Genomic DNA, 22,789 nt, shown 5'->3' with positions numbered 1-22,789 from the left:
CATGCTTTCCAACCCTAATATCGATCTGGTTTCGCGCTTTCTTCGCCTGCCTCTGGAACAGCGCCAGCAGTTTTACCAGCGCCTGCAAAGCCGTGGCATGAGTTTCGCCCAACTGCCGATTGCCTCGATCCGCGAGGACGGCCAGAAACTGCCATTGTCCTACGCCCAGGAGCGCCAGTGGTTTCTCTGGCAACTGGACCCGGACAGCGCCGCCTATCACGTGCCCGGCGCCCTGCGCCTGAGCGGCCAGTTGGACAAGGCCGCCCTGCAACGCAGCTTCGACACGCTGGTGGCGCGCCATGAAAGCCTGCGCACGCGCCTGCACCTGGACGCCGAGGAGCGTGCCCAGGAGGTGCTGGCCCACGCCGTGATCAAGATCGCTGAAAGCGCAGTCGACGAGGCCCAGCTCACGTCCCGCGTCGAAGCGGAAATCGCCCGGCCTTTCGATTTACAGCAAGGTCCATTATTACGGGTCAGCTTGCTCGCCGTGAGCGAAGACGAGCACGTGCTGGTACTGGTGCAGCACCACATCGTTTCCGATGGCTGGTCGATGGGCGTGATGGTGCAGGAGCTGATGCAGCTCTACGCCGCCTACAGCCAGGGCCAGGACTGTGTGCTGGCGCCGCTGCCGATCCAGTATGCCGACTACGCGCTGTGGCAGCGCCGCTGGATGGAGGCCGGGGAGAAGGCCCGTCAATTGGACTACTGGCGCGAACTGCTCAGCGGCGCGCAGCCGGTACTGGAATTGCCCTTCGACCAGCCGCGTCCGGCGCAACAGAGCTTTCGGGGCGCGCGCCAGGACATCGCGCTGGAGCCGGCGCTGGTTGCAGGCTTGAAAACCCTGGCCCAACGTGAAGGCGTGACGATGTTCATGTTGCTGCTGGCGTCGTTCCAGGCCTTCCTGTACCGCTACAGCGGGCAATCGGACATCCGTGTCGGCGTGCCGATTGCCAACCGCAACCGTGTCGAGACCGAGTCGCTGATCGGCTTTTTCGTCAACACCCAGGTGCTCAAGGCCGACGTCGACGGCGCCATGCCCTTTACCGCACTGCTGCAGCACACCAAGCGCCGCGCGCTGGAGGCCCAGGCTCATCAGGACTTGCCCTTCGAGCAATTGGTGGAGGCGCTGCAACCGGAACGCAGCCTGAGCCACAACCCGCTGTTCCAGGTGATGTTCAACCACCAGGCCCACTCACACACAGCAGAGCAGCAATTGCCTGGCCTGCGCGTGGCCAACCTGGAATGGGACAGCCACAGCGCCCAGTTCGACCTGAGCCTGGACACCCAGGAGAGCGGCGACGCGATCTGGGCCTCCCTGACTTACGCCACCGACCTGTTCGGCGCCGCCACCGTGGCGCGCATGGCCGAGCACTGGCTGAGCCTGCTGCGTGCCGCCGTGGCGAACAGCGCGTTGCCGGTGCAGGACCTGGCGACCCTCAGCGCCAACGAGCGCGAGCAGATGCTTGACCAGTGGAACGCCACCGCGCGCGATTATCCGCAAGGGCAGTGGGTACATCAGTTGATCGAGGCGCAGGTGCTGGTGCAGCCGGACGCACCGGCAGTGCGCTTCAACCAGCTTTCCCTGAGCTATGCCGAACTGAACCGTCGTGCCAACCGCCTGGCCCATCGCCTGATCGAAGCCGGTGTCGGCCCCGACGTGCTGGTCGGCCTGGCGGTGGAGCGCTCCATCGAAATGGTCGTTGGCCTGCTCGCGGTGCTCAAGGCCGGTGGTGCCTATGTGCCGCTGGACCCGGAGTACCCGCGTGAGCGCCTGGCCTACATGCTCGACGACAGCGGGGTGAAACTGCTGCTGACCCAGGCGCATCTGCGTGAGCAGTTGCCGATTCCCCAAGCCCTGGAAACGCTGGTGCTGGGCGAGTCCGACTTTGAGGCCTACAGCGACACCAACCCAGGCATCGCGCTGGACGGCGAAAACCTCGCCTACGTGATCTACACCTCGGGTTCCACCGGCCAGCCAAAAGGTGCCGGCAACCGTCATTCGGCATTGCTCAACCGCCTGCAGTGGATGCAGGAGGCGTATGGCCTGGAGGCCAGCGACAGCGTGCTGCAAAAGACTCCGTTCAGCTTCGACGTGTCGGTGTGGGAGTTCTTCTGGCCGCTGATGACCGGCTCGCGCCTGGTGGTTGCCGCGCCGGGGGATCATCGCGATCCGGCCCGGCTGGTCAACCTGATCAATGCCGAGCGCATCACCACGCTGCACTTTGTGCCGTCGATGCTGCAGGCATTCCTGCAGGACCCGGCGGTGTCGAGCTGCCAGAGCCTGCGGCGCATTGTGTGCAGCGGCGAAGCGTTACCGGTGGATGCGCAGCAGCAAGTCTTCGCCAAACTGCCCCAGGCCGGGCTCTACAACCTGTATGGCCCGACCGAAGCGGCTATCGACGTGACCCACTGGACCTGCATCGATGAAGAGCGCGATGCGGTGCCGATAGGCCGTCCGATTGCGAACCTCGGCTGCTACATCCTCGACAGTAACTTCGAACCCGTACCGGTTGGCGTGCTGGGTGAGCTGTACCTGGGCGGCATTGGCCTGGCGCGTGGTTATCACCGCCGTCCGGCACTCACCGCCGAGCGGTTTATCGCCCACCCGTTCATCAAGGGCGAGCGCCTGTACCGCACCGGCGACCTGGCGCGCTACCGCGCAGACGGCGTGATCGAGTATGTCGGGCGTATCGACCATCAGGTCAAGTTGCGCGGCCTGCGTATCGAGCTGGGCGAAATCGAAGCGCGCCTGCTCGAACACGAGTGGGTGCGTGAGGCTGCCGTGCTGGCCGTCGACAGCAAATACCTGGTGGGCTACCTGGTGTTGCACAGCGCCGGCGATGATTGGCGTGAAGTACTCGGTGCTCATCTGGCCCAGCACCTGCCGGACTACATGGTGCCGGCGCAGTGGGTGGTACTCGACCAGATGCCCTTGAGCCCGAACGGCAAGCTCGACCGCAAGGCCCTGCCCAAGCCCGAGGCCACGCAGCAATACGAAGCACCGCACACTGCCCTGGAGCAGCAGATTGCCGCGATCTGGGCCGAGGTGCTGGGCATCGAGCACGTGGGCTTGAACGACAACTTCTTCGAGCGCGGCGGCGACTCGATCATCTCCATTCAGGTGGTCAGCCGCGCCCGGGCGGCCGGCATTCATTTCACCGCCAAAGCGCTGTTCCAGCACCAGACCGTACGCAGCCTGGCGCGGGTGGCGCAGTTGCAGACAGCGCAGGTGATCGACCAGGGACCGGTGCAGGGCGAGACGCCGTTGCTACCTTTCCAGCAACTGTTCTTCGAGATGGAGCTTCCGGACCGCCACCACTGGAACCAGTCCTTGCTGCTGACGCCACGCCAGCAAATTCTCGCCGAACCGTTGGAAGCTGCGCTGCAAGCGCTCACCCGGCACCACGATGTGCTGCGCCTGAGCTTCAGCCAGCAGGCCGCGGGCTGGACCGCGCGGCATGATGCGCAACCTGCGACCTTGCTATGGCAGGCGAGCGTGCAGGACACCACCGAGCTGCAAGCCCTGTGCGAGCGCGCCCAGCGCAGCCTCGACCTGCAGCAGGGGCCGTTGTTGCGCGCGGTACTCGCCGAGATGGCTGACGGGTCCCAGCGCCTGTTGCTGGTCATGCACCACCTGGTGGTAGACGGTGTGTCCTGGCGGGTGTTTCTTGAAGACTTGCAAAGCCTGTATCGCCAACAGCCGTTGCCGGCCAAGACCACCTCGTTCAAGGCCTGGGCCGAGCGTCTGCAGGTCCATGCCCGCAGCGCAGCGATACAGCCGCAAAAACACTTCTGGCTGCAACAGCTCCAGGGTGTGTCGACCGACTTGCCGTGTCGGGATCCACGCGGCGCACGTCCCGGTCGCCTGGCGCAGACCGTGGTCAGCCAGCTGGACGCCGAGCACACCCGGCAATTACTGCAACAGGCGCCTACGGCCTATCGCACCCAGATCAACGACCTGCTGCTGACGGCTCTGGCGCGTGTGATCTGCCAGTGGACCGGGCAGGCTTCCAGCCTGATCCAGCTGGAAGGCCATGGCCGCGAAGACCTGTTCGACGACATCGACCTGACCCGCACCCTCGGCTGGTTCACCAGCCTGTTCCCAGTGCGCCTGACCCCAGCCGAGTCGCTTGCCACGTCGATCAAGCAGATCAAGGAGCAGCTGCGCGCGGTGCCGGACAAAGGCCTGGGCTTCGGCGCGCTGCGCTACCTGGGAGACGAGGCCACGCGCCAGGCGTTCAGTGAGTTGCCGGTGCCGCGTATCACCTTCAACTACCTGGGCCAGATCGACGGTAGCTTTGACCAGCCAGACGTATTGTTCGGGCCCGCGACGGAAAGCGCGGGTGCCGAGCAAAGCCCGGACGCGCCCCTGGGCAACTGGTTGACACTCAACGGCCAGGTGTTCGGCGGCGAGCTGCAGATGGGCTGGACCTTCAGCCCGCTGATGTTCGAGGCGTCGCAGATCGACGCCTTGAGCCAGGCGTTTACCCGCGAACTGAAAGCGTTGGTCGAGCACTGCTGCACCCCGGGCAACCGTGGCGTGACGGCTTCCGATTTCCCGTTGTCGCGCTTGAACCAGCAGCAACTTGAATCCTTGCCATTGGCCGCCGAGGCCGTTGAAGACATCTACACCTTGTCTCCCATGCAGCAAGGCATGCTGTTCCACACTCTGTACGAACAGGCTGCTGGTGATTACATCAACCAGATCCGCGTGACCGCCGAGGGCCTGGATGTGGCGCGATTTCAGCAGGCGTGGGATGCCACCGTGCAGGCTCATGACGTATTGCGCAGTGGTTTCTTCTGGGAAGGGCAGCTGGAGTGGCCATGCCAAGTGGTGTACCGCGAGGCGCGGTTGCCGATCGACGTGCTTGATTGGCGAGCGATGCCCGAGCGTGAGCTGGAGCTGCAAAACCTGGAGGAGGCCCAGCGCCGCCAGGGGTTTGACCTGACCAAGGCGCCGCTGGTGCGCCTGGTGCTGGTGCGCACCGATGAGCAACGCCATGAGCTGATCTACACCAATCACCACATCCTGATGGACGGCTGGAGCAATTCGCGGCTGTTCGGTGAAGTGCTGCAACGTTATGCCGGCGTCGCCGTGCCGCAGGCCGCCGGGCGTTACCGCGACTACATCGGCTGGCTGCAACAGCGTGACGCGCAGGCCACCGAAACCTTCTGGCGCGAACAACTGGCCGTGCTGCACACCCCGACCCGCCTGGGCAGCAGTCAGCCGCTGGCCGCGCAGGGGCATGGCGAGCATCAACTGCAGCTGGACCATGCCTTGACCGCGCGCCTGGAATCTTTCGCGCGCAGCCACAAGGTTACGCTCAATACCTTGATTCAGGCGGCGTGGCTGATCCTGTTGCAACGCCACAGCGGGCAGGCGGTGGTGTGCTTCGGCGCCACCGTGGCCGGGCGCCCGGCCGAATTGGCCGGGGTGGAGCAACAGATCGGCCTGTTCATCAACACCTTGCCGGTGATCAGCGCGGTGGAGGGCCAGCAATCGGTAGCCGACTGGCTGCAAGCGGTGCAGGCGCAGAACCTGGCCCTGCGCGAGCATGAACACACCGGCTTGTACGACATCCAGCGCTGGGCCGGGCAGGGCGGCGAGGCCTTGTTCGATAACATTCTGGTGTTCGAAAACTACCCGGTATCCAAGGCCCTGGAACAGAGCGGCGGCAGCGGCATTCGCTTCGGCACGCCGCATTCCCACGAGCAGACCAGCTTCCCGCTGACCGTGCTGGTGGACGTCGGCGACACGCTGTCAGTGCAGTTCGGCTTTGCCCGCGCGCACTTCAGTGCGGCCACGGTGCACAGCTATGCGCGCCACCTGGTCAACCTGCTGCAGGCCATGCTCCAGGGCGGGCAACAACACCTTGGCGAGCTGGCCATGCTCGACCCGGCCGAACGCCAGCAAGTCGTGCGGGACTGGAATGCCACCGCGCGCGACTATCCCCTGCAGGACTGTGTGCATCAACGGATTGAACAGCAGGTAACGCGAACGCCGGACGCTCCGGCTCTGGTATTCGCCGAGCAGCGCTTGAGCTACGCCGAACTGAACCGTCGCGCCAATCGTCTGGCCCATCGCTTGATCGAGGCGGGTGTGGGCCCGGATGTGCTGGTCGGCCTGGCCGTGGAGCGTTGCGTCGAGATGGTAGTCGGCCTGCTCGCGGTGCTCAAGGCCGGTGGCGCCTATGTGCCGCTCGACCCGGAGTACCCACGCGAGCGCCTGGCCTACATGCTGGAAGACAGTGGCGTGAAACTGCTGTTGACCCAGGCGCACTTGCGCGAGCAACTGCCGATTCCCACCAACCTGGAAACCTTGGTGCTGGGCGAGTCTGCCTTTGAAGACTACAGCGACAGCAACCCAGGCATCGTGCTGGACGGCGAAAACCTCGCGTATGTGATCTACACCTCCGGCTCCACCGGCCAGCCCAAAGGCGCCGGCAACCGTCATTCGGCCCTGGCCAACCGTCTGCACTGGATGCAGGAAGCCTATGGCCTGGACGTCAGCGACACGGTCCTGCAAAAGACCCCGTTCAGTTTCGATGTGTCGGTGTGGGAGTTCTTCTGGCCATTGATGACCGGCGCGCGCCTGGTGGTCGCGGCGCCGGGGGATCACCGCGATCCGGCCAAACTGGTCAACCTGATCAATGCCGAGCAGGTCACCACGCTGCACTTTGTGCCGTCGATGCTGCAGGCATTCCTGCAGGATCCGGCGGTTGCGACCTGCCACACCTTGCACCGTATCGTGTGCAGCGGCGAGGCGTTGCCGGTGGATGCGCAGCAGCAGGTGTTCGCCAAACTGCCGCAGGCTGGGCTCTACAATCTGTACGGCCCGACCGAGGCGGCCATCGACGTGACCCACTGGACCTGCATCGATGAAGGCCGCGATGCGGTGCCGATTGGGCGTCCGATTGCCAACCTAGGTTGCTACATCCTCGACGACAACTTCGAGCCGGCGCCGGTGGGTGTGCTCGGCGAGCTGTACTTGGGCGGCGTGGGCCTGGCGCGGGGTTACCATCGCCGTCCCGCGCTGACTGCCGAGCGCTTTATCGCGCATCCGTTTGTCGACGGCGAGCGCCTGTACCGCACCGGCGACCTGGCACGTTACCGCGAAGACGGCGTGATCGAGTACGCCGGGCGGATCGACCATCAAGTCAAGTTGCGCGGCCTGCGCATCGAGTTGGGCGAAATCGAAGCGCGCCTGCTGGAACACGACTGGGTCCGCGAGACCGCCGTACTGGCCGTCGATGGCAAATACCTGGTTGGCTACCTGGTGCTGCACAACGCCGGCGATGACTGGCGCGATGTGCTCAGCGCGCACCTGGCCCAGCACCTGCCGGACTACATGGTGCCTGCGCAGTGGATGCTGCTGGAGCAGATGCCGCTGAGCCCCAACGGCAAGCTCGACCGCAAGGCGCTGCCCAAGGCCGATGCCAACCTGCAGGCACGCGCCTACGTGGCGCCGTCCAGCGAGTTGGAGCAGCAGATCGCCGCCATCTGGGCCGAGGTGCTCGACGTGGAGCGGGTCGGCCTGAACGACAACTTCTTCGAACTGGGCGGGCATTCGCTGCTGGCGACCCAGGTGGTGGTGCGCCTGCGCGAGCAATTGCACGCCGAGTTCGATGTGAAATCGATCTTCACCACCCCGACCCTGGCCGATTTCAGCGCCTACGTGGCGGCTCAGCAGACAAATAATTCGCCGGTGCAGGACGCATTGGCTAAATCCTTGGAGGCCCTCAAACGTCTATCAGCAGAAGATTTGGATAAATTGATTTCCTGAGGGGCGTGGCGTGCAAGCATTAATCGAGTCGGTAGGTTCACTTTCTGCGCAACAGAAGAAAGCGTTGGCGGTAATGCTCAAGCAGCAAGGCATCAACCTGTTTGAGATTGCCCCGGTTTTCAAGCGCCAGGAAGGCGAGCCGCTTCGACTCTCTTATGCGCAGGAGCGGCAGTGGTTTCTGTGGCAGCTGGAGCCGCAGAGCACCGCCTATCACGTACCCCGGGCGTTGCGCCTGACCGGCCACCTCGACGTGGCCGCGTTGCAGCGCAGCTTTGACGCGCTGGTCAAGCGCCATGAGAGCCTGCGCACGCATTTGCAGGAGGACGGCGACAGCGCCTTGCAGGTCATCGCCGACCAGGTGCGGGTCGACATTGCGCTGGTCGATGCCCAGGAGTCAGAACTCAAGGCGCTGGTCGAGGCCGAGATCGACCAGCCGTTCGATTTGCAGCAAGGCCCGCTGTTGCGGGTCAAGCTGCTGCGCCTGGCGCCGCAGGAACACGTGCTGGTGCTGGTGCAGCATCACATCGTCTCCGATGGCTGGTCGATGCAGGTGATGGTCGACGAACTGGTGCAGCTGTACGCCGCCCACGTGCAGGGCCACGACCCGCAACTGCCGGCCTTGCCGATCCAGTATGCCGACTACGCGCTGTGGCAACGCAGCTGGATGGAAGCCGGCGAGCGCGAGCGTCAATTGGGCTATTGGCAAGGCCTGCTCGGCGGTGAACAGCCGGTGCTGGAAATGCCCATGGACCGCCCACGGCCGGCGGTGCAGAGCTACCGGGGGGCGCGCCTCGACCTGACGCTGGAAGCCTCGCTGGTCGCGGGTCTCAAGACCCTGGCACAGCGCGAAGGGGTGACCCTGTTCATGCTGTTGCTGGCGTCGTTCCAGGCGGTGCTGCATCGCTATACCGGCCAGAACGACATCCGCATCGGCGTGCCGGTGGCCAACCGCAATCGGGTGGAAACCGAGCGCCTGATCGGCTTTTTCGTCAACACGCAAATCCTCAAGGCCGATATCGACGGCCAGATGACCTTCCGCGACCTGCTGCAGCAAACCCGGCAGCGCGCCGTCGACGCCCAGGCCCATCAGGACTTGCCGTTCGAGCAGTTGGTGGAAGCCCTGCAGCCGGAACGCAGCCTGAGCTACAACCCGTTGTTCCAGGTGATGTTCAATCACCAGACCGATAGCCAGCGCGGTGGTGGCAGCGTCACGGGCCTGCAGGTGCAAGGGTTGGAGTGGGACAGCAAGACCGCACAATTCGACCTCAACCTCGACACCCAGGAATCGGCCGATGGCATCCAGGCCTCGCTGACCTACGCCACCGACCTGTTCGACGCGCCGAGCCTTGAGCGTTTCCTCGCTCATTGGCACCGGTTGCTGCAAGCGGTGGCCAAGGATTGCAGTGGCCGTGTCGGTGAACTGCCGTTGCTGGACGATGACCAGTGGCAGCAATTGGTACACGGCTGGAACCACACGCACAAAACCTTCGCCCACGACGTGGGCGTGCACCGCCTGCTGGAAGCCCAGGCCCAGGCGCGGCCTGATGCCACGGCACTGGTGTGCAACGGCCAGGCGCTCAGCTACGGCGAGTTGAACCGGCGCGCCAACGGCCTGGCCCATCGCCTGCGCGCAGCGGGTGTGGGCCCTGACGTGCTGGTGGCGGTGGCGCTGGACCGTTCGGTCGAGATGGTGCTGGCATTGCTCGCCACGCTCAAGGCCGGCGGCGCCTACGTACCGCTCGATCCACAGTTCCCGGCCGACCGCCTGGCCTTCATGCTCGAAGACAGCCGTGCCCGCGTGTTGCTGACCGCTGGCGAACTGCACACGCGGCTGCCGCTGGCCGCCGACCAGCACGTGCTGTTCATGGACGCGCAGGAAGATGCGCGCTACAGCCACGCCAACCCTGACGTCGAGCTGACCGGCGAGCACCTGGCCTATGTGATTTACACCTCCGGCTCCACCGGCAAGCCCAAGGGCGTGATGGTGCGCCATGGCGCGCTGAGCAGTTTCACCCACGGCATGGCCGAGACCCTGGCCATCGGCGCCGACGCGCGCCTGTTGTCGTTGACCACGTTCTCGTTCGACATCTTTGCCCTGGAACTCTACGTGCCGCTGGCAGTAGGCGCGACCGTGGTGCTGGCCGACAAGGATGTGTCGCTGGACCCCGAGGCGATCCTCGACCGGGTGCAGCGCGAGGCAATCAACGTGGTGCAGGCCACGCCATCAACCTGGCGCATGCTCCTGGACAGCGAGCGCCGCACCTTGCTGCACGGGGTCAAGTGCCTGTGCGGCGGCGAGGCGCTGCCGGCCGACCTGGCCGAGCGCATGCTGGCCCAGCAGGGTACGGTGTGGAACCTGTACGGCCCGACCGAAACCACCATCTGGTCGGCCGCCCATAAGCTGGTCGAGCCGCTGCCGTTTGTCGGTCGGCCAATCGCCAATACCGCCTTGTTCATTCTCAACGCCGACCTCACTCCGTGCCCGGTCGGCGCTGCCGGCGAACTTTTGATCGGCGGGGTCGGCCTGGCCCGCGGTTACCACGGCCGGGCGGCGATGACTGCCGAGCGCTTCGTGCCGAACCCCTTTGCCGGCAACGGCGAACGCCTGTATCGCAGCGGTGACCTGGCGCGCTATCGCGCGGATGGCGTGGTCGAGTACATCGGCCGCGTCGATCATCAGGTCAAGGTGCGCGGTTTCCGGATCGAGCTGGGCGAGATTGAGGCGTGCCTGCGCGAGCAGAGCCGCATTCGCGAAGCGGTTGTGGTAGCCGAGAACGACCAGTTGCTGGCCTACCTGGTGACCGACACCCCGACGCCTGAGGCCGATCAAGGCGCGTTGCGCGAGCGGTGCAAGGTCGCGTTGCGTGAGGTACTGCCGGACTACATGGTGCCGGCACACATGCAATTCCTGCTGCGCCTGCCGCTGACACCCAATGGCAAGCTGGACCGCAAGGCGCTGCCGAAACCGGACGCCAGCCTGCTGCAAAAACGCTATGTGGCGCCGGTCAGCGAGCGCGAGAGCCAGGTCGCGGCCATTTGGGCGGACGTATTGGGCACGCCGCAGGTGGGCCTGGAAGACCACTTCTTCGAACTCGGTGGGCACTCGCTGCTGGCGACCCGCGTGGTGTCGCGTGTCCGCCAGGCGCTGGGGATCGAGGTGGCGCTCAAAAGCCTGTTCGAACAACCGGTGCTGGGCGCCTTCGTGCGTGGGCTGGGGGAGGCGGGCGCCGAGGTGGCGCAGATCACGCGGGCCGATCGTGAACGGCCGTTGCCGTTGTCGTATGCCCAGGAGCGCCAGTGGTTCCTCTGGCAGTTGGAACCCGACAGCGCGGCCTATCACATTCCCGCCGCGCTGCGCCTGCTGGGCACACTCGACCACGGGGCCTTGCAACGGGCTTTCGATACGCTGGTGCAGCGCCATGAAACGCTGCGCACAGTGTTTTTCGCCGATGTGCAGCAGACCGTTCAACGTGTGCTCGAACAAGCCAGCCCGGTTATCGAGCACCGGCGCCTGGGTTCGGCCACCGCCGCTGAATTGCAAAGGTTGGTAGAGACAGAAATCGCCCGGCCCTTCGACCTGCAGGCCGGCCCGTTGCTGCGTATCACCCTGCTGCAACTGAGCGAGCGCGAACATGTGCTGGTGCTGGTGCAGCATCACATTGTGTCGGATGCCTGGTCGATGCAGGTCATGGTCGATGAGCTGGTGAGTCTCTACGCCGGTTACAGCCAGGGCCTTGACCCGCAGCTGCCGACACTGCCGATTCAATACGCCGACTACGCGCAGTGGCAGCGCAGTTGGATGGAGGCGGGCGAGAAACAACGCCAGCTGGCCTACTGGCGCGCCCGCCTGGGCGATGTGCAGCCGGTGCTGGAGTTGCCGCTGGATCGTCCGCGCCCAGCCCTGCAGCGCTATGACGGTGCGCGCCTGGATCTGCGTGTCGAGCCCGGCGTGGTCGAGGGCCTGCGCGCCCTGGCACAGCGCGAAGGCGTGACGATGTTCATGGTGCTGCTCGCGTCCTTCCAGGCCTTGTTGTACCGCTACACCGGCCAGGCGGATATCCGTGTCGGTGTACCTATCGCCAACCGCAACCGCCTGGAAACCGAGCAATTGATCGGCTTCTTCGTCAACACCCAGGTGCTCAGGGCCGAGATCGACGGGCACATGACCTTTGCCCAGCTGTTGCAACAGGTCAAGGAACAGGCGCTGGGCGCGCAAGACCACCAGGACCTGCCGTTCGAGCAATTGGTCGAGGCCCTGCAACCCGAGCGCAGCCTGAGCCACAACCCGCTGTTCCAGGTGATGTTCAACCACCAGTCGGATGCCCAGGCCAATCGCGCCGGGCAACACGTGCCGGGCCTGCAGGTGCAGGGGCTGGAATGGGACAGCCACACCGCCCATTTCGACCTGAGCCTGGACACCGAGGAGTCCGCCGATGGCCTGTTGGCCTCGCTGACCTACGCCACCGCGTTGTTCGACGCGAGCACCTTGCAGCGCTTCGCCGGGCACTGGCAGAACCTGCTCAAGAGCGTGGCTGGCGCTGCCCGACAGTGTGTCGCCGACCTGCCGATCCTGGGCCGCAGCGAACAGGCGCAGATGCTTTATGAGTGGAACCCGCCGCAACCGGCGCGGGCCGCCCACGGCAGCGTAGTGAGCAAATTCGAGCAGCAGGTGGCCAGCCGGCCCGAGGCGGTCGCGTTGATCATGGATCAGCGGCGCATGGATTACGCCGACCTCAACCGGCGCGCCAACCGCCTGGCGCACCGGCTGATCGAGCAGGGCGTGGGCGCCGACAGCCTGGTCGGCGTGGCCGTGGACCGCTCGCTGGAAATGATCGTCGCGCTGCTGGCCGTGCTCAAGGCCGGTGGCGCCTATGTGCCGCTGGACCCGCAATACCCACGCGATCGTCTGCAATGCATGATCGAAGACAGCGGCTTGCAGCTGTTGCTGACCCAGCAGCCCTTGCTGGAGCGCTTGCCGATCACCGCGGACCTCACGTTGATCTGCCTGGAGTCCGACCCGGAATGGCTGGCCGAGTACCCGTCGAGCAATCCACCGGCGCGTGCGTTCGCCTCCAACCTGGCCTACCTGATGTTCACCTCCGGTTCGACCGGGCGGCCCAAGGGTGTCGGGATTGACCAGGCCTCCCTGGCGCGGCACGTCGAGGTGTTTATCGATGTGTTCGACCTGACTGCCGCCGACCGTGTACTGCAGTTCGGTACGTTCAACTTCGACGGTTTCGTCGAGCAACTCTACCCGGCGCTGTGCTGCGGCGCTGGCGTGGTGGTGCGGGGCGGCGAGCTGTGGGACAGCGACACCTTCTACACGCAACTGATCGAACATGAGATCTCGGTGGTCGACCTGACCACCGCGTATTGGCACCTGATCGCCCGTGACTTTGCCGAGCGTGGCGTACGTGATTACGCACGTCTGCGCCAGGTGCATGCGGGGGGCGAGGCCATGCCGCCGGAAGGGCTGGCGTCGTGGCGCGAGGCCGGGCTGGGCCATGTCCGCCTGCTCAACACCTACGGTCCTACCGAGGCGACCGTTACGGTTACGGCGCTGGATTGCGCGGGCTATGTGGATGGCAGCGAAGCCGTGACGCAAATGATGCCGATTGGTCGTGTGCTTGAGGGGCGCGCCATCTATCTGCTGGATGCCAGCCTCAACCCGGTCCCAGTGGGCGTGGCCGGTGAGCTGGTGATTGGCGGACCGCTGCTGGCGCGCGGGTATTTCAATCGCGCCGCCTTGAGCGCCGAGCGCTTTATTCCCGACCCTTTCGACCCCGCAGGTGGCGGTCGCCTGTACCGCACCGGTGACCTGGCGCGTTATCGTGCCGATGGTGTGATCGAGTACATCGGGCGCATCGACCATCAGGTCAAGGTGCGTGGTTTCCGTATCGAACTCGGCGAGATCGAGTCCCGCCTGCTGGCACAGGAGGGCGTGCGCGAAGCCTTGGTGATTGCGGCCGACCAGCAGCTCATCGCCTATGTGGTCACGCCGCAGGCGGCGTCCGAGCAGAATGCGCTGCGTGAGCAGATTCGCAGCGCATTGCGCGATGAACTGCCGGACTACATGGTACCGGCGCATTTCATGTTCCTGCAGGCCTTGCCACTGAGCCCCAACGGCAAGCTCGACCGCCAGGCCTTGCCGCGCCCGGAGGCAAGCCACGCGGCGCCGCATTGGGTGGCGCCGGTCACCGTGCTTGAGCAGCAGGTCGCGGCAATCTGGGCGGATATCCTCGGTGCCGAACGCATTGGCCTTACCGACCACTTCTTCGAACGAGGCGGCCATTCGTTGCTGGCCATGCAAGTGGCGTCGCGCCTGCGGCATAACCTGGGGATCGAGTTGCCGCTGCGCGTGCTGTTCGAGCAACCGCGCCTGGACGGCTTTGTCGCAGCCCTGCATACCGAAGGCAAGCGGGGCGGGTCGACCGCGCCAGCGCTGGTGCCGGCGTCGCGAGAGCTGCCGCTGGTGTTGTCCTACGCCCAGGAGCGCCAGTGGTTCCTGTGGCTGCTGGACCCCGACAGCGCCGCCTACCATGTGCCCAGTGCCTTGCGCCTCAAGGGCCAATTGGACCTCGACGCGCTGCAACGCAGCTTCGATAGCCTGGTGGCGCGGCATGCCAGCCTGCGCACGCATTTGCAGCAGGACGACGCGCAAACGCTCCAGGTGATTGCGCCGCAGGCCAGGGTTGAGATCACCGTGGTGCAAAGCGATGAGGCCAGTCTCAAGGCCCAGGTGGAAGCTGAAATAGCCCGTCCATTCAACTTGCTCGCCGGCCCGTTGCTCAGGACCCGCTTGCTGCGCCTGAGTGAGAACGAGCATGTGTTGGTGCTGGTGCAGCACCATATCGTCTCCGACGGTTGGTCGATGCAGATCATGGTCGATGAGCTGGTGCAGTTGTACAGCGCCTACAGCCAGGGCCAGGCACTGCAATTGCCGGCCTTGCCGATCCAGTACGCGGATTACGCCCGGTGGCAGCGCGAGTGGATGGACGCGGGTGAAAAAGCCCGGCAGTTGGCCTACTGGCAAGGTTTGCTGGGCGGCGAGCAACCGGTATTGGAACTGCCGTTCGACCATCAGCGCCCAGCCGAGCAAAGCCATCGCGGTGCGCGTCTGTTTGTGCAATTGCCGTGCGCACTGGTCGCGGACCTCAAGGGCCTGGCGCAACGCGAAGGCGTGACCGTGTTCATGCTGTTGCTGGCCTCGTTCCAGGCGCTGATGCACCGCTACAGTGGCCAGGAAGACGTGCGCGTCGGCGTGCCGATTGCCAACCGCAACCGGGTCGAAACCGAGCGGCTGATCGGCTTCTTCGTCAACACCCAGGTGCTCAAGGCCGATATCGATGAGCAGACTACGGTCACGCAGCTATTGCAGCAGGCGCGCCAGCGGGCGCTGGAGGCCCAGGATCACCAGGACCTGCCGTTCGAACAGTTGGTGGAGGCGTTGCAGCCCGAACGCAGCCTGAGCCTCAACCCGCTGTTCCAGGTGATGTTCAACCACCAGACCGAAGTACGCCTGGGCGGCAGCGAACATCAATTATCGGCACTGCGCGTCGAAGGGCTGGAGTGGGAAAGTCACACGGCCCATTTCGACCTCGACCTGGATGTGCACGAGGGCACCGACAGTCTTTGGGCGACCCTGGGTTACGCCACCGACCTGTTCAATGCCTCGACCATCGAGCGCATGGCGCGTCACTGGCAGAACCTGTTGCAAGGGATGGTCGAGGATCAACGGCAGAGTATCGGCCAGTTGAACCTGCTCGACCCGGATGAGCGCCAACAGATCCTGCAACTGTGGGACCGCGCGGGTTCCGGCTTCTCGGCCCAGCGCCTGGTGCACGAATTGGTCGCCGAGCGTGCGCGGGAAAATCCTGCGGCGGTGGCGGTCAAGTTCGACGCGCAAACCCTGAGCTATGGCGAGCTGGATCGCCAGGCCAACCGCCTCGCTCATGCGCTGATCGCCCGTGGTGTCGGCCCGGAAGTGCGCGTGGCCATCGCCATGCCGCGCAGTGCCGAAATCATGGTGGCGTTCCTCGCGGTAATGAAAGCGGGCGGCGTGTATGTGCCGCTGGATATCGAATACCCACGTGACCGCCTGCTGTACATGATGCAGGACAGCCGCGCCAAATTGCTGCTGACCCATACGGCGGTGCAGCAGCAATTGCCGCTGGCCGAAGGGCTCGACACGCTGGCCATCGACCGTACCGAAGCGTGGAGCGGCTGCAGCGATGTTGCACCGCAGGTGATGCTGGACGGTGACAACCTCGCCTACGTGATCTACACCTCCGGCTCCACCGGCATGCCCAAGGGCGTGGCGGTGTCCCACGGCCCGTTGGTGGCGCACATCATCGCCACCGGCGAACGCTATGAAACCAGCCCGGCCGATTGCGAACTGCACTTCATGTCGTTCGCCTTCGACGGCTCCCACGAAGGCTGGATGCACCCGTTGATCAACGGCGCCAGCGTGCTGATCCGCGATGACAGCCTGTGGCTGCCCGAGTACACCTACGAACAGATGCACCGTCACAACGTGACCATGGCCGTGTTCCCGCCGGTGTACCTGCAACAGCTGGCCGAACATGCCGAGCGCGACGGTAATCCACCGGCGGTGCGTGTGTACTGCTTCGGCGGTGACGCGGTGGCGCAGGCGAGCTACGACCTGGCCTGGCGTGCGCTCAAGCCGACCTACCTGTTCAACGGCTATGGCCCGACTGAAACCGTGGTTACGCCACTGCTGTGGAAAGCACGCAAAGGCGACCCGTGCGGCGCCGTCTACGCACCGATTGGCACCTTGCTGGGCAACCGCAGCGGCTACGTGCTCGACGCGCAGCTCAACCTGCAACCGATCGGCGTCGCCGGTGAGTTGTACCTGGGCGGCGAGGGCGTGGCGCGCGGTTACCTGGAGCGTCCAGCACTGACCGCCGAGCGCTTCGTGCCGGACCCCTTCGGCAAGCCGGGCAGCCGCGTGTATCGCAGCGGCGACCTGACCCGCGGGCGTCCGGATGGCGTGGTGGACTACCTCGGTCGTGTCGACCATCAAGTGAAAATCCGCGGTTTCCGCATCGAACTGGGCGAAATCGAAGCGCGCCTGCGTGAGCAGGACAATGTCGGCGAAACCGTGGTGGTGGCCCAGGAAGGCCCGACCGGCAAACAGTTGGTGGCTTATGTGGTGCCGGCCGAAGCCAACCTGGCCGACCAGGCCGAGTTCCGCGACAACCTGCGTCGCGCCCTGAAAACCCGCCTGCCGGACTACATGGTGCCGACCTACTTCATGTTCCTCGCGCAGATGCCGCTGACCCCCAATGGCAAGCTCGACCGCAAGGGCCTGCCGCAACCGGATGCGAGCCTGCTGCAACAAGCCTATGTGGCACCGCAGAGTGAGTTGGAGCAGCAGCTCGCGACGATCTGGGCGGATGTGCTGCGCCTGCCGCAAGTGGGCCTGAACGACAACTTCTTCGAGCTGGGTGGCGACTCGATCATCTCGATCCAGGTGGTCAGCCGTGCGCGTCAGGCCGGTATCCGCTTCACGCCCAAAGACCTGTTCCAGCACCAGACTGTGCAGAGCCTGGCCGGTGTCGCGCGCCAGGGCGTCGAAGGGCTGACGATCAGCCAGGCTGCATTGAGCGGCGAGACGCTGCTGTTGCCGATCCAGCAGGCCTTCTTCGCCGACGACATTGCCGAACGTCATCACTGGAACCAGTCGGTGGTGCTGCAACCCCATGCGCGTCTCGACGCGGCAACCTTGACCCAGGCCCTGCAGGCGTTGCTCGTGCATCACGATGCCTTGCGCTCGCAGTTCCTCGCAGGCGCTGATGGCTGGCAGGGTGTGTATCGCGGCGCCGAGCAGCATCAGGCCGATGCCGTACTGTGGCAAACCGCACTGCGCGGTGTTGACGAGCTGGCGGCGCTCGGCGAAGAAGCCCAGCGCAGCCTGGACCTTGGCCAAGGCCCGTTGATGCGCGCAGTGCTGGTCGAGCTGGACGATAGCTCGCAGCGCCTGTTGCTGGTCATCCACCACCTGGTGGTGGACGGCGTGTCATGGCGGATTCTGCTGGAAGACCTGCAAACGGCCTATCGCCAGGTTGACCGTGGTGTACCGGTGGCATTGCCGGCCAAGACCAGTTCGACCCGCGACTGGGCGCAACGTCTGCAGCAATACGCTCAAGGTGACGCGCTGACGCAAGAGCTGGCGTGGTGGCAGACCCAACTGCATGGCGTCGAGGCCGATCTGCCGGGCGCCCAGCCGGGTGCCAGCCTGAGCAACCGGCATGCCGCCAGTGCGACCACGCACCTGGATGCCACGCACACCCGTCGGCTGTTGCAGGACGCACCGGCGGCCTATCGCACGCAGATCAACGACCTGCTGTTGACCGCGCTGGCCCGTGTGGTCGGACGCTGGACCGGCCACGCCTCGACCCTGATCCGCCTCGAAGGACATGGCCGCGAAGACCTGTTCGAAGACATCGACCTGACCCGCACCGTAGGCTGGTTCACCAGTCTCTACCCGGTAAAACTGACCCCGGCGCTGAGCCTGGCGGGTTCGGTGAAAGGCATCAAGGAGCAGCTGCGCGGCATTCCCGACAAGGGGATCGGCTTTGGCGCCTTGCGTTACCTGGGGCCGCCGCAAGTGCGTGAAACCCTGGCGCACCTGCCGCAGCCACGCATCACCTTCAACTACCTCGGCCAGTTTGATGCCAGCTTCGAAAGCAGTGACGAGCAGGGCCTGTTCACGCCTTCCGGTGATGCGGCCGGGGCCGATCAAAGCCCCGAAGCGTCGCTGGGCAACTGGTTGGAAATCAATGGTCAGGTGTATGGCGGCGAGTTGAACCTGAGCTGGAGTTTCAGCCAGGAAATGTTCGACCCGGCGAGCATCCAGCAGTTGGCCGACGACTATGCCGCTGAGCTCAAGGCTGTGATCGAGCATTGCTGCCAGCCCGAAAACAGCGGCGCGACGCCGTCGGACTTCCCCTTGGCGCACTTGAGCCAGGCGCAGTTGGATGGCCTGGCGCTGCCGTTGAGTCGCGTCGAGGACATTTACCCGTTGTCGCCCATGCAGCAAGGCATGCTGTTTCAATCCTTGTACGGCCACGGCTCCGGCGACTACATCAACCAGTTGCGCGTCGATGTGCAAGGGCTGGATGTTGCACGGTTCGCGGCGGCCTGGCAGGTGGCCCTGGAACACCATGACATCCTGCGTACGGCATTCCTCTGGCAGACCGAGCTGGAGCAGCCGTTGCAGGTGGTCTACAAGACGGTACAAGTGCCGTTGATCGAGCACGATTGGCAGCACCGCCCGGACCGCGCCGAGGCGCTCGATGCGTTGGCCGAATCCGCGCGCACCGAAGGTTTTGTGCTGGAGCAGGCGCCTCTGGTGAGCCTGGTGGTGGTGCGCACTGGTGCCGACAGTCACCATCTTATCTACACCAATCACCACATCCTGATGGATGGCTGGAGCGCCTCGCAGCTGTTTGGCGAAGTCATGCAGCAGTATGCCGGCGAGTCGCTGCGTGCACCGAACGGGCGCTATCGCGACTACATCGCCTGGCTGCAGGCGCAGGATCCAGTCATCAGCGAAACCTTCTGGAAGGCCCAATTGGCGGGGCTGCAGGAGCCGACGCGGCTGTCGCGCGGGATCCAGCGCGAGCAAGACCTGGCCCAGGTCAACGGGGTTCACCGGTCGGTACTCGCACCGGCGGCGACCGAGCAGCTCAAGGCGTTTGCCCAACGCTACAAAGTTACCCTCAATACCCTGGTGCAAAGCGCCTGGCTGCTGCTCTTGCAACGCCACACCGGCCTCGACACCGTGGCATTTGGTGCGACGGTGGCCGGACGTCCGGCCGAGTTGCCGGGGATTGAGCAGCAGGTCGGCCTGTTCATCAACACGCTGCCGGTGGTGGCGACGCCCAGCCCGCAGTTGAGCGTGGAGACCTGGTTGCAGACCGTGCAGACGCAAAACCTGCGCCTGCGCGAACAAGAACACACGCCACTCTTCGATATCCAGCGTTGGGCGGGCCTCGGTGGTGAAGCGTTGTTCGACAGCATCCTGGTGTTCGAGAACTACCCGGTGTCTGCAGCGCTGGAGCAGGGCTCCCCGGCCGGCTTGCGCTTCGGCGCGATGGACAGCCTGGAGCAGACCCATTACCCCTTGACCGTGTTGCTGGCCATGGGCGACAGCCTGGCCGTGGAGTTCAACTACGACCGCGCCGCGTTCGACGCACAGGCGATCGTCCACCTGGCCGAGCACTTCCAGCAGCTGTTGCAGGCCCTGACCCTGCCGCAGGTGCAGCGCCTGGCGGACCTGCCATCGCTGCCGGACGCGCAGCGCACGCTGATCGTCGAGGATTGGAATGCGACGGCGCGCGAGTACCCGTTGCAACGCACGGTGCATCAGCTGATCGAGGACCAGGTCGCGCTGACACCGCAGGCTCCGGCCCTGGCCTATGGGGCACAGCGCCTGAGTTACGCCGAGTTGAACCGACGCGCCAATCGCCTGGCCCATCGTTTGCTGGAAGCCGGCGTGGGCCCGGACGTACTGGTCGGCCTGGCGGTGGAGCGTTCCATCGAGATGGTGGTCGGCTTGCTCGCGGTGCTCAAGGCCGGTGGCGCCTATGTGCCGCTCGACCCGGAATACCCGCGTGAGCGCCTGGCCTACATGCTCGAAGACAGCGGGGTGAAACTGCTGTTGACCCAAGCCCATCTGCGTGAGCAGTTGCCGGTCCCTCAAGGCCTGGAAACGCTGATATTGGGTGACGCCGGGTTCGAAGACTACAGCGACGCCAACCCCGGGATCGTGCTGGACGGCGAAAACCTCGCCTACGTGATCTACACATCAGGCTCCACCGGCCAGCCGAAGGGCGCCGGCAACCGTCATGTGGCGCTGACCAACCGCTTGTGCTGGATGCAGGAGGCTTACGCGCTGGATGCCGGCGATACCGTGTTGCAGAAAACCCCGTTCAGTTTTGACGTGTCGGTGTGGGAGTTCTTCTGGCCACTGATGACCGGCGCACGCCTGGTGGTCGCGGCGCCAGGTGATCATCGTGATCCGGCCAGGCTGGTCAGCCTGATCAACGCCGAGCAGGTCACCACCCTGCATTTCGTACCGTCGATGCTGCAAGCGTTCCTGCAGGATGCCAACGTGGCGTCCTGCACCAGCCTGCAGCGCATTGTCTGCAGTGGCGAGGCGTTGCCCGTCGATGCGCAGCAGCAAGTCTTCGCCAAGCTGCCTCATGCCGGGCTCTACAACTTGTACGGCCCGACTGAAGCCGCCATCGACGTGACTCACTGGACGTGCGTCGAGGAAGGTCGCGACGCGGTGCCTATCGGCAAGCCGATTGCCAACCTCGGCTGCTACATCCTCGACGACAACTTCGAGCCGGTCCCGGCCGGCGTACTCGGCGAGCTGTTCCTCGGCGGCGTTGGCCTGGCGCGGGGTTATCACCGTCGCCCGGGCTTGACTGCCGAGCGCTTTATCGCTCATCCGTTCATCGCGGGTGAGCGCCTGTACCGTACCGGCGACCTGGCCCGCTATCGCCCTGATGGGGTGATCGAATACGCCGGGCGTATCGACCATCAGGTCAAGCTGCGCGGCTTGCGCATTGAGCTTGGCGAAATCGAAGCGCGGCTGCTGGAGCACGCCTCGGTGCGTGAGGCAGCGGTGCTGGCGGTGGACGCCAAGCACCTGGTCGGTTACCTGGTCTTGCAGGAGCAGGGTGAACACTGGCGTGAAATCCTCAGTGCACACCTGGCCGTTCATTTGCCGGATTACATGGTGCCGGCGCAATGGCTGGTGCTGGAACAGATGCCCCTGAGTCCCAACGGCAAGTTGGACCGCAAGGCCCTGCCGAAGCCGGACACACAGGCAAGCCAGCGTTTTGAAGCGCCACAGACCGCGTTGGAACACACGGTCGCGCACCTCTGGCGAGAGGTGCTCGGCGTCGAGCAGGTGGGTGTCCATGACAACTTCTTCGAACTTGGCGGCCACTCGCTGTTGGTCTTGATGCTCAAGGAGCGGATTCGCAAGGCCAGCGGCATCGGCCTTTCGGTCAGCCAGTTGATGCTCAACCCGACCGTGCGTGCCCAGGTTGCTTGCCTGGAAGGCACTGCGCGCCGATCGCTGCTGGTGCCGCTCAACAGCCGCACCGAGGGCACGCCGCTCTACCTGTTCCACCCCAGCTACGGTTCAGTGCATTGCTACAAGGCTATTGCCCTGGCGCTGCGCGATCAGCGGCCGGTGGTCGGTGTGATCTGCCGTGCATTGGCCGAGGAGGGCGCGCAAGTGCCGTCCTGGGCCACGATGGTCGAGGACTACACCGCACAGTTGCTGGAGGCTCAACCCGAAGGCGCCTTCCGTCTTGGTGGCTGGTCATTGGGCGGCAACCTGGCGGTCGAAGTGGCCCATGGCCTGGAGCAGGCGGGTCGGCAGGTGGAGTTTGTCGGCTGGATCGATTCCTCGCCACCGCGCTGGCTCACGCAGTACTGGGACGCGGCAGTCGTCAGCGATGACAGCGAGATCTCGGACAACGGACGACGCGTGGCATTACTCGGGGTGATGTTCCCGGCCTCTGCAGAGGCGATCCACAGCGCTTGGGAAGGCTTGCAGGCCACCCACACCGCTGAAGACCAGCAATGGGCAGGCTTCGTCGAATGGGCCGAGGCCTCCCTGGGCCAAGCGTTCCAGGACATCAAGCAGGAACTGTTGGGCGGCAATGAGGCACAGGTCTCCTGGGAGGTCGACCGCGCGTTGTTCAAGCGCATGGAACAGGCGGACTTCAAGCCGCTCAAGGCGCCGGTCAGTTGCTGGTGGGCGGCCAAGAGCCGTGCTGGCCAGCACAAGGCATTGATTGAGGCGAGCATGCAGCGAGTGATCGGCGCGGCGTGTGTGGTGCGCTCGGAGGTGATCGAGGTGGACCATGAGCGCATCATTGACAACGCCGGGTTCGTACGCAGCTTTGTAGCCGCCATGGAGTGACCGTCGCCTGACCAGACAGCCCCAGCCCACGTGAT

At 64.9% G+C, this 22,789-nt stretch carries 2 protein-coding genes; both read left to right on the top strand.

Annotation, left to right across the window (positions count from 1 at the left end; genetic code table 11):
- Position 1: 1 nt before the first annotated feature.
- Positions 2-7,783 carry a non-ribosomal peptide synthetase gene (locus NTD80_RS16370; protein ID WP_262134300.1) on the top strand — a complete coding sequence of 2,594 codons (7,782 nt, stop codon included), beginning with the start codon at positions 2-4 and terminating at the stop codon, positions 7,781-7,783.
- A 10-nt stretch (positions 7,784-7,793) separates the two neighbouring features.
- Positions 7,794-22,754, top strand: coding sequence for a non-ribosomal peptide synthase/polyketide synthase (locus NTD80_RS16365; RefSeq protein WP_262134299.1), 14,961 nt, complete (start codon positions 7,794-7,796; stop codon positions 22,752-22,754).
- The last annotated feature ends 35 nt before the right edge of the window (positions 22,755-22,789 follow it).

The sequence above is a fragment of the Pseudomonas sp. 13B_2.1_Bac1 genome (assembly GCF_025466155.1).
In the GTDB taxonomy this organism is placed as follows: Bacteria; Pseudomonadota; Gammaproteobacteria; order Pseudomonadales; family Pseudomonadaceae; genus Aquipseudomonas; species Aquipseudomonas aylmerensis.
The sequence above is the reverse complement of the archived record's forward strand: the minus strand, read 5'-3'. Positions and strand labels throughout refer to the sequence as shown.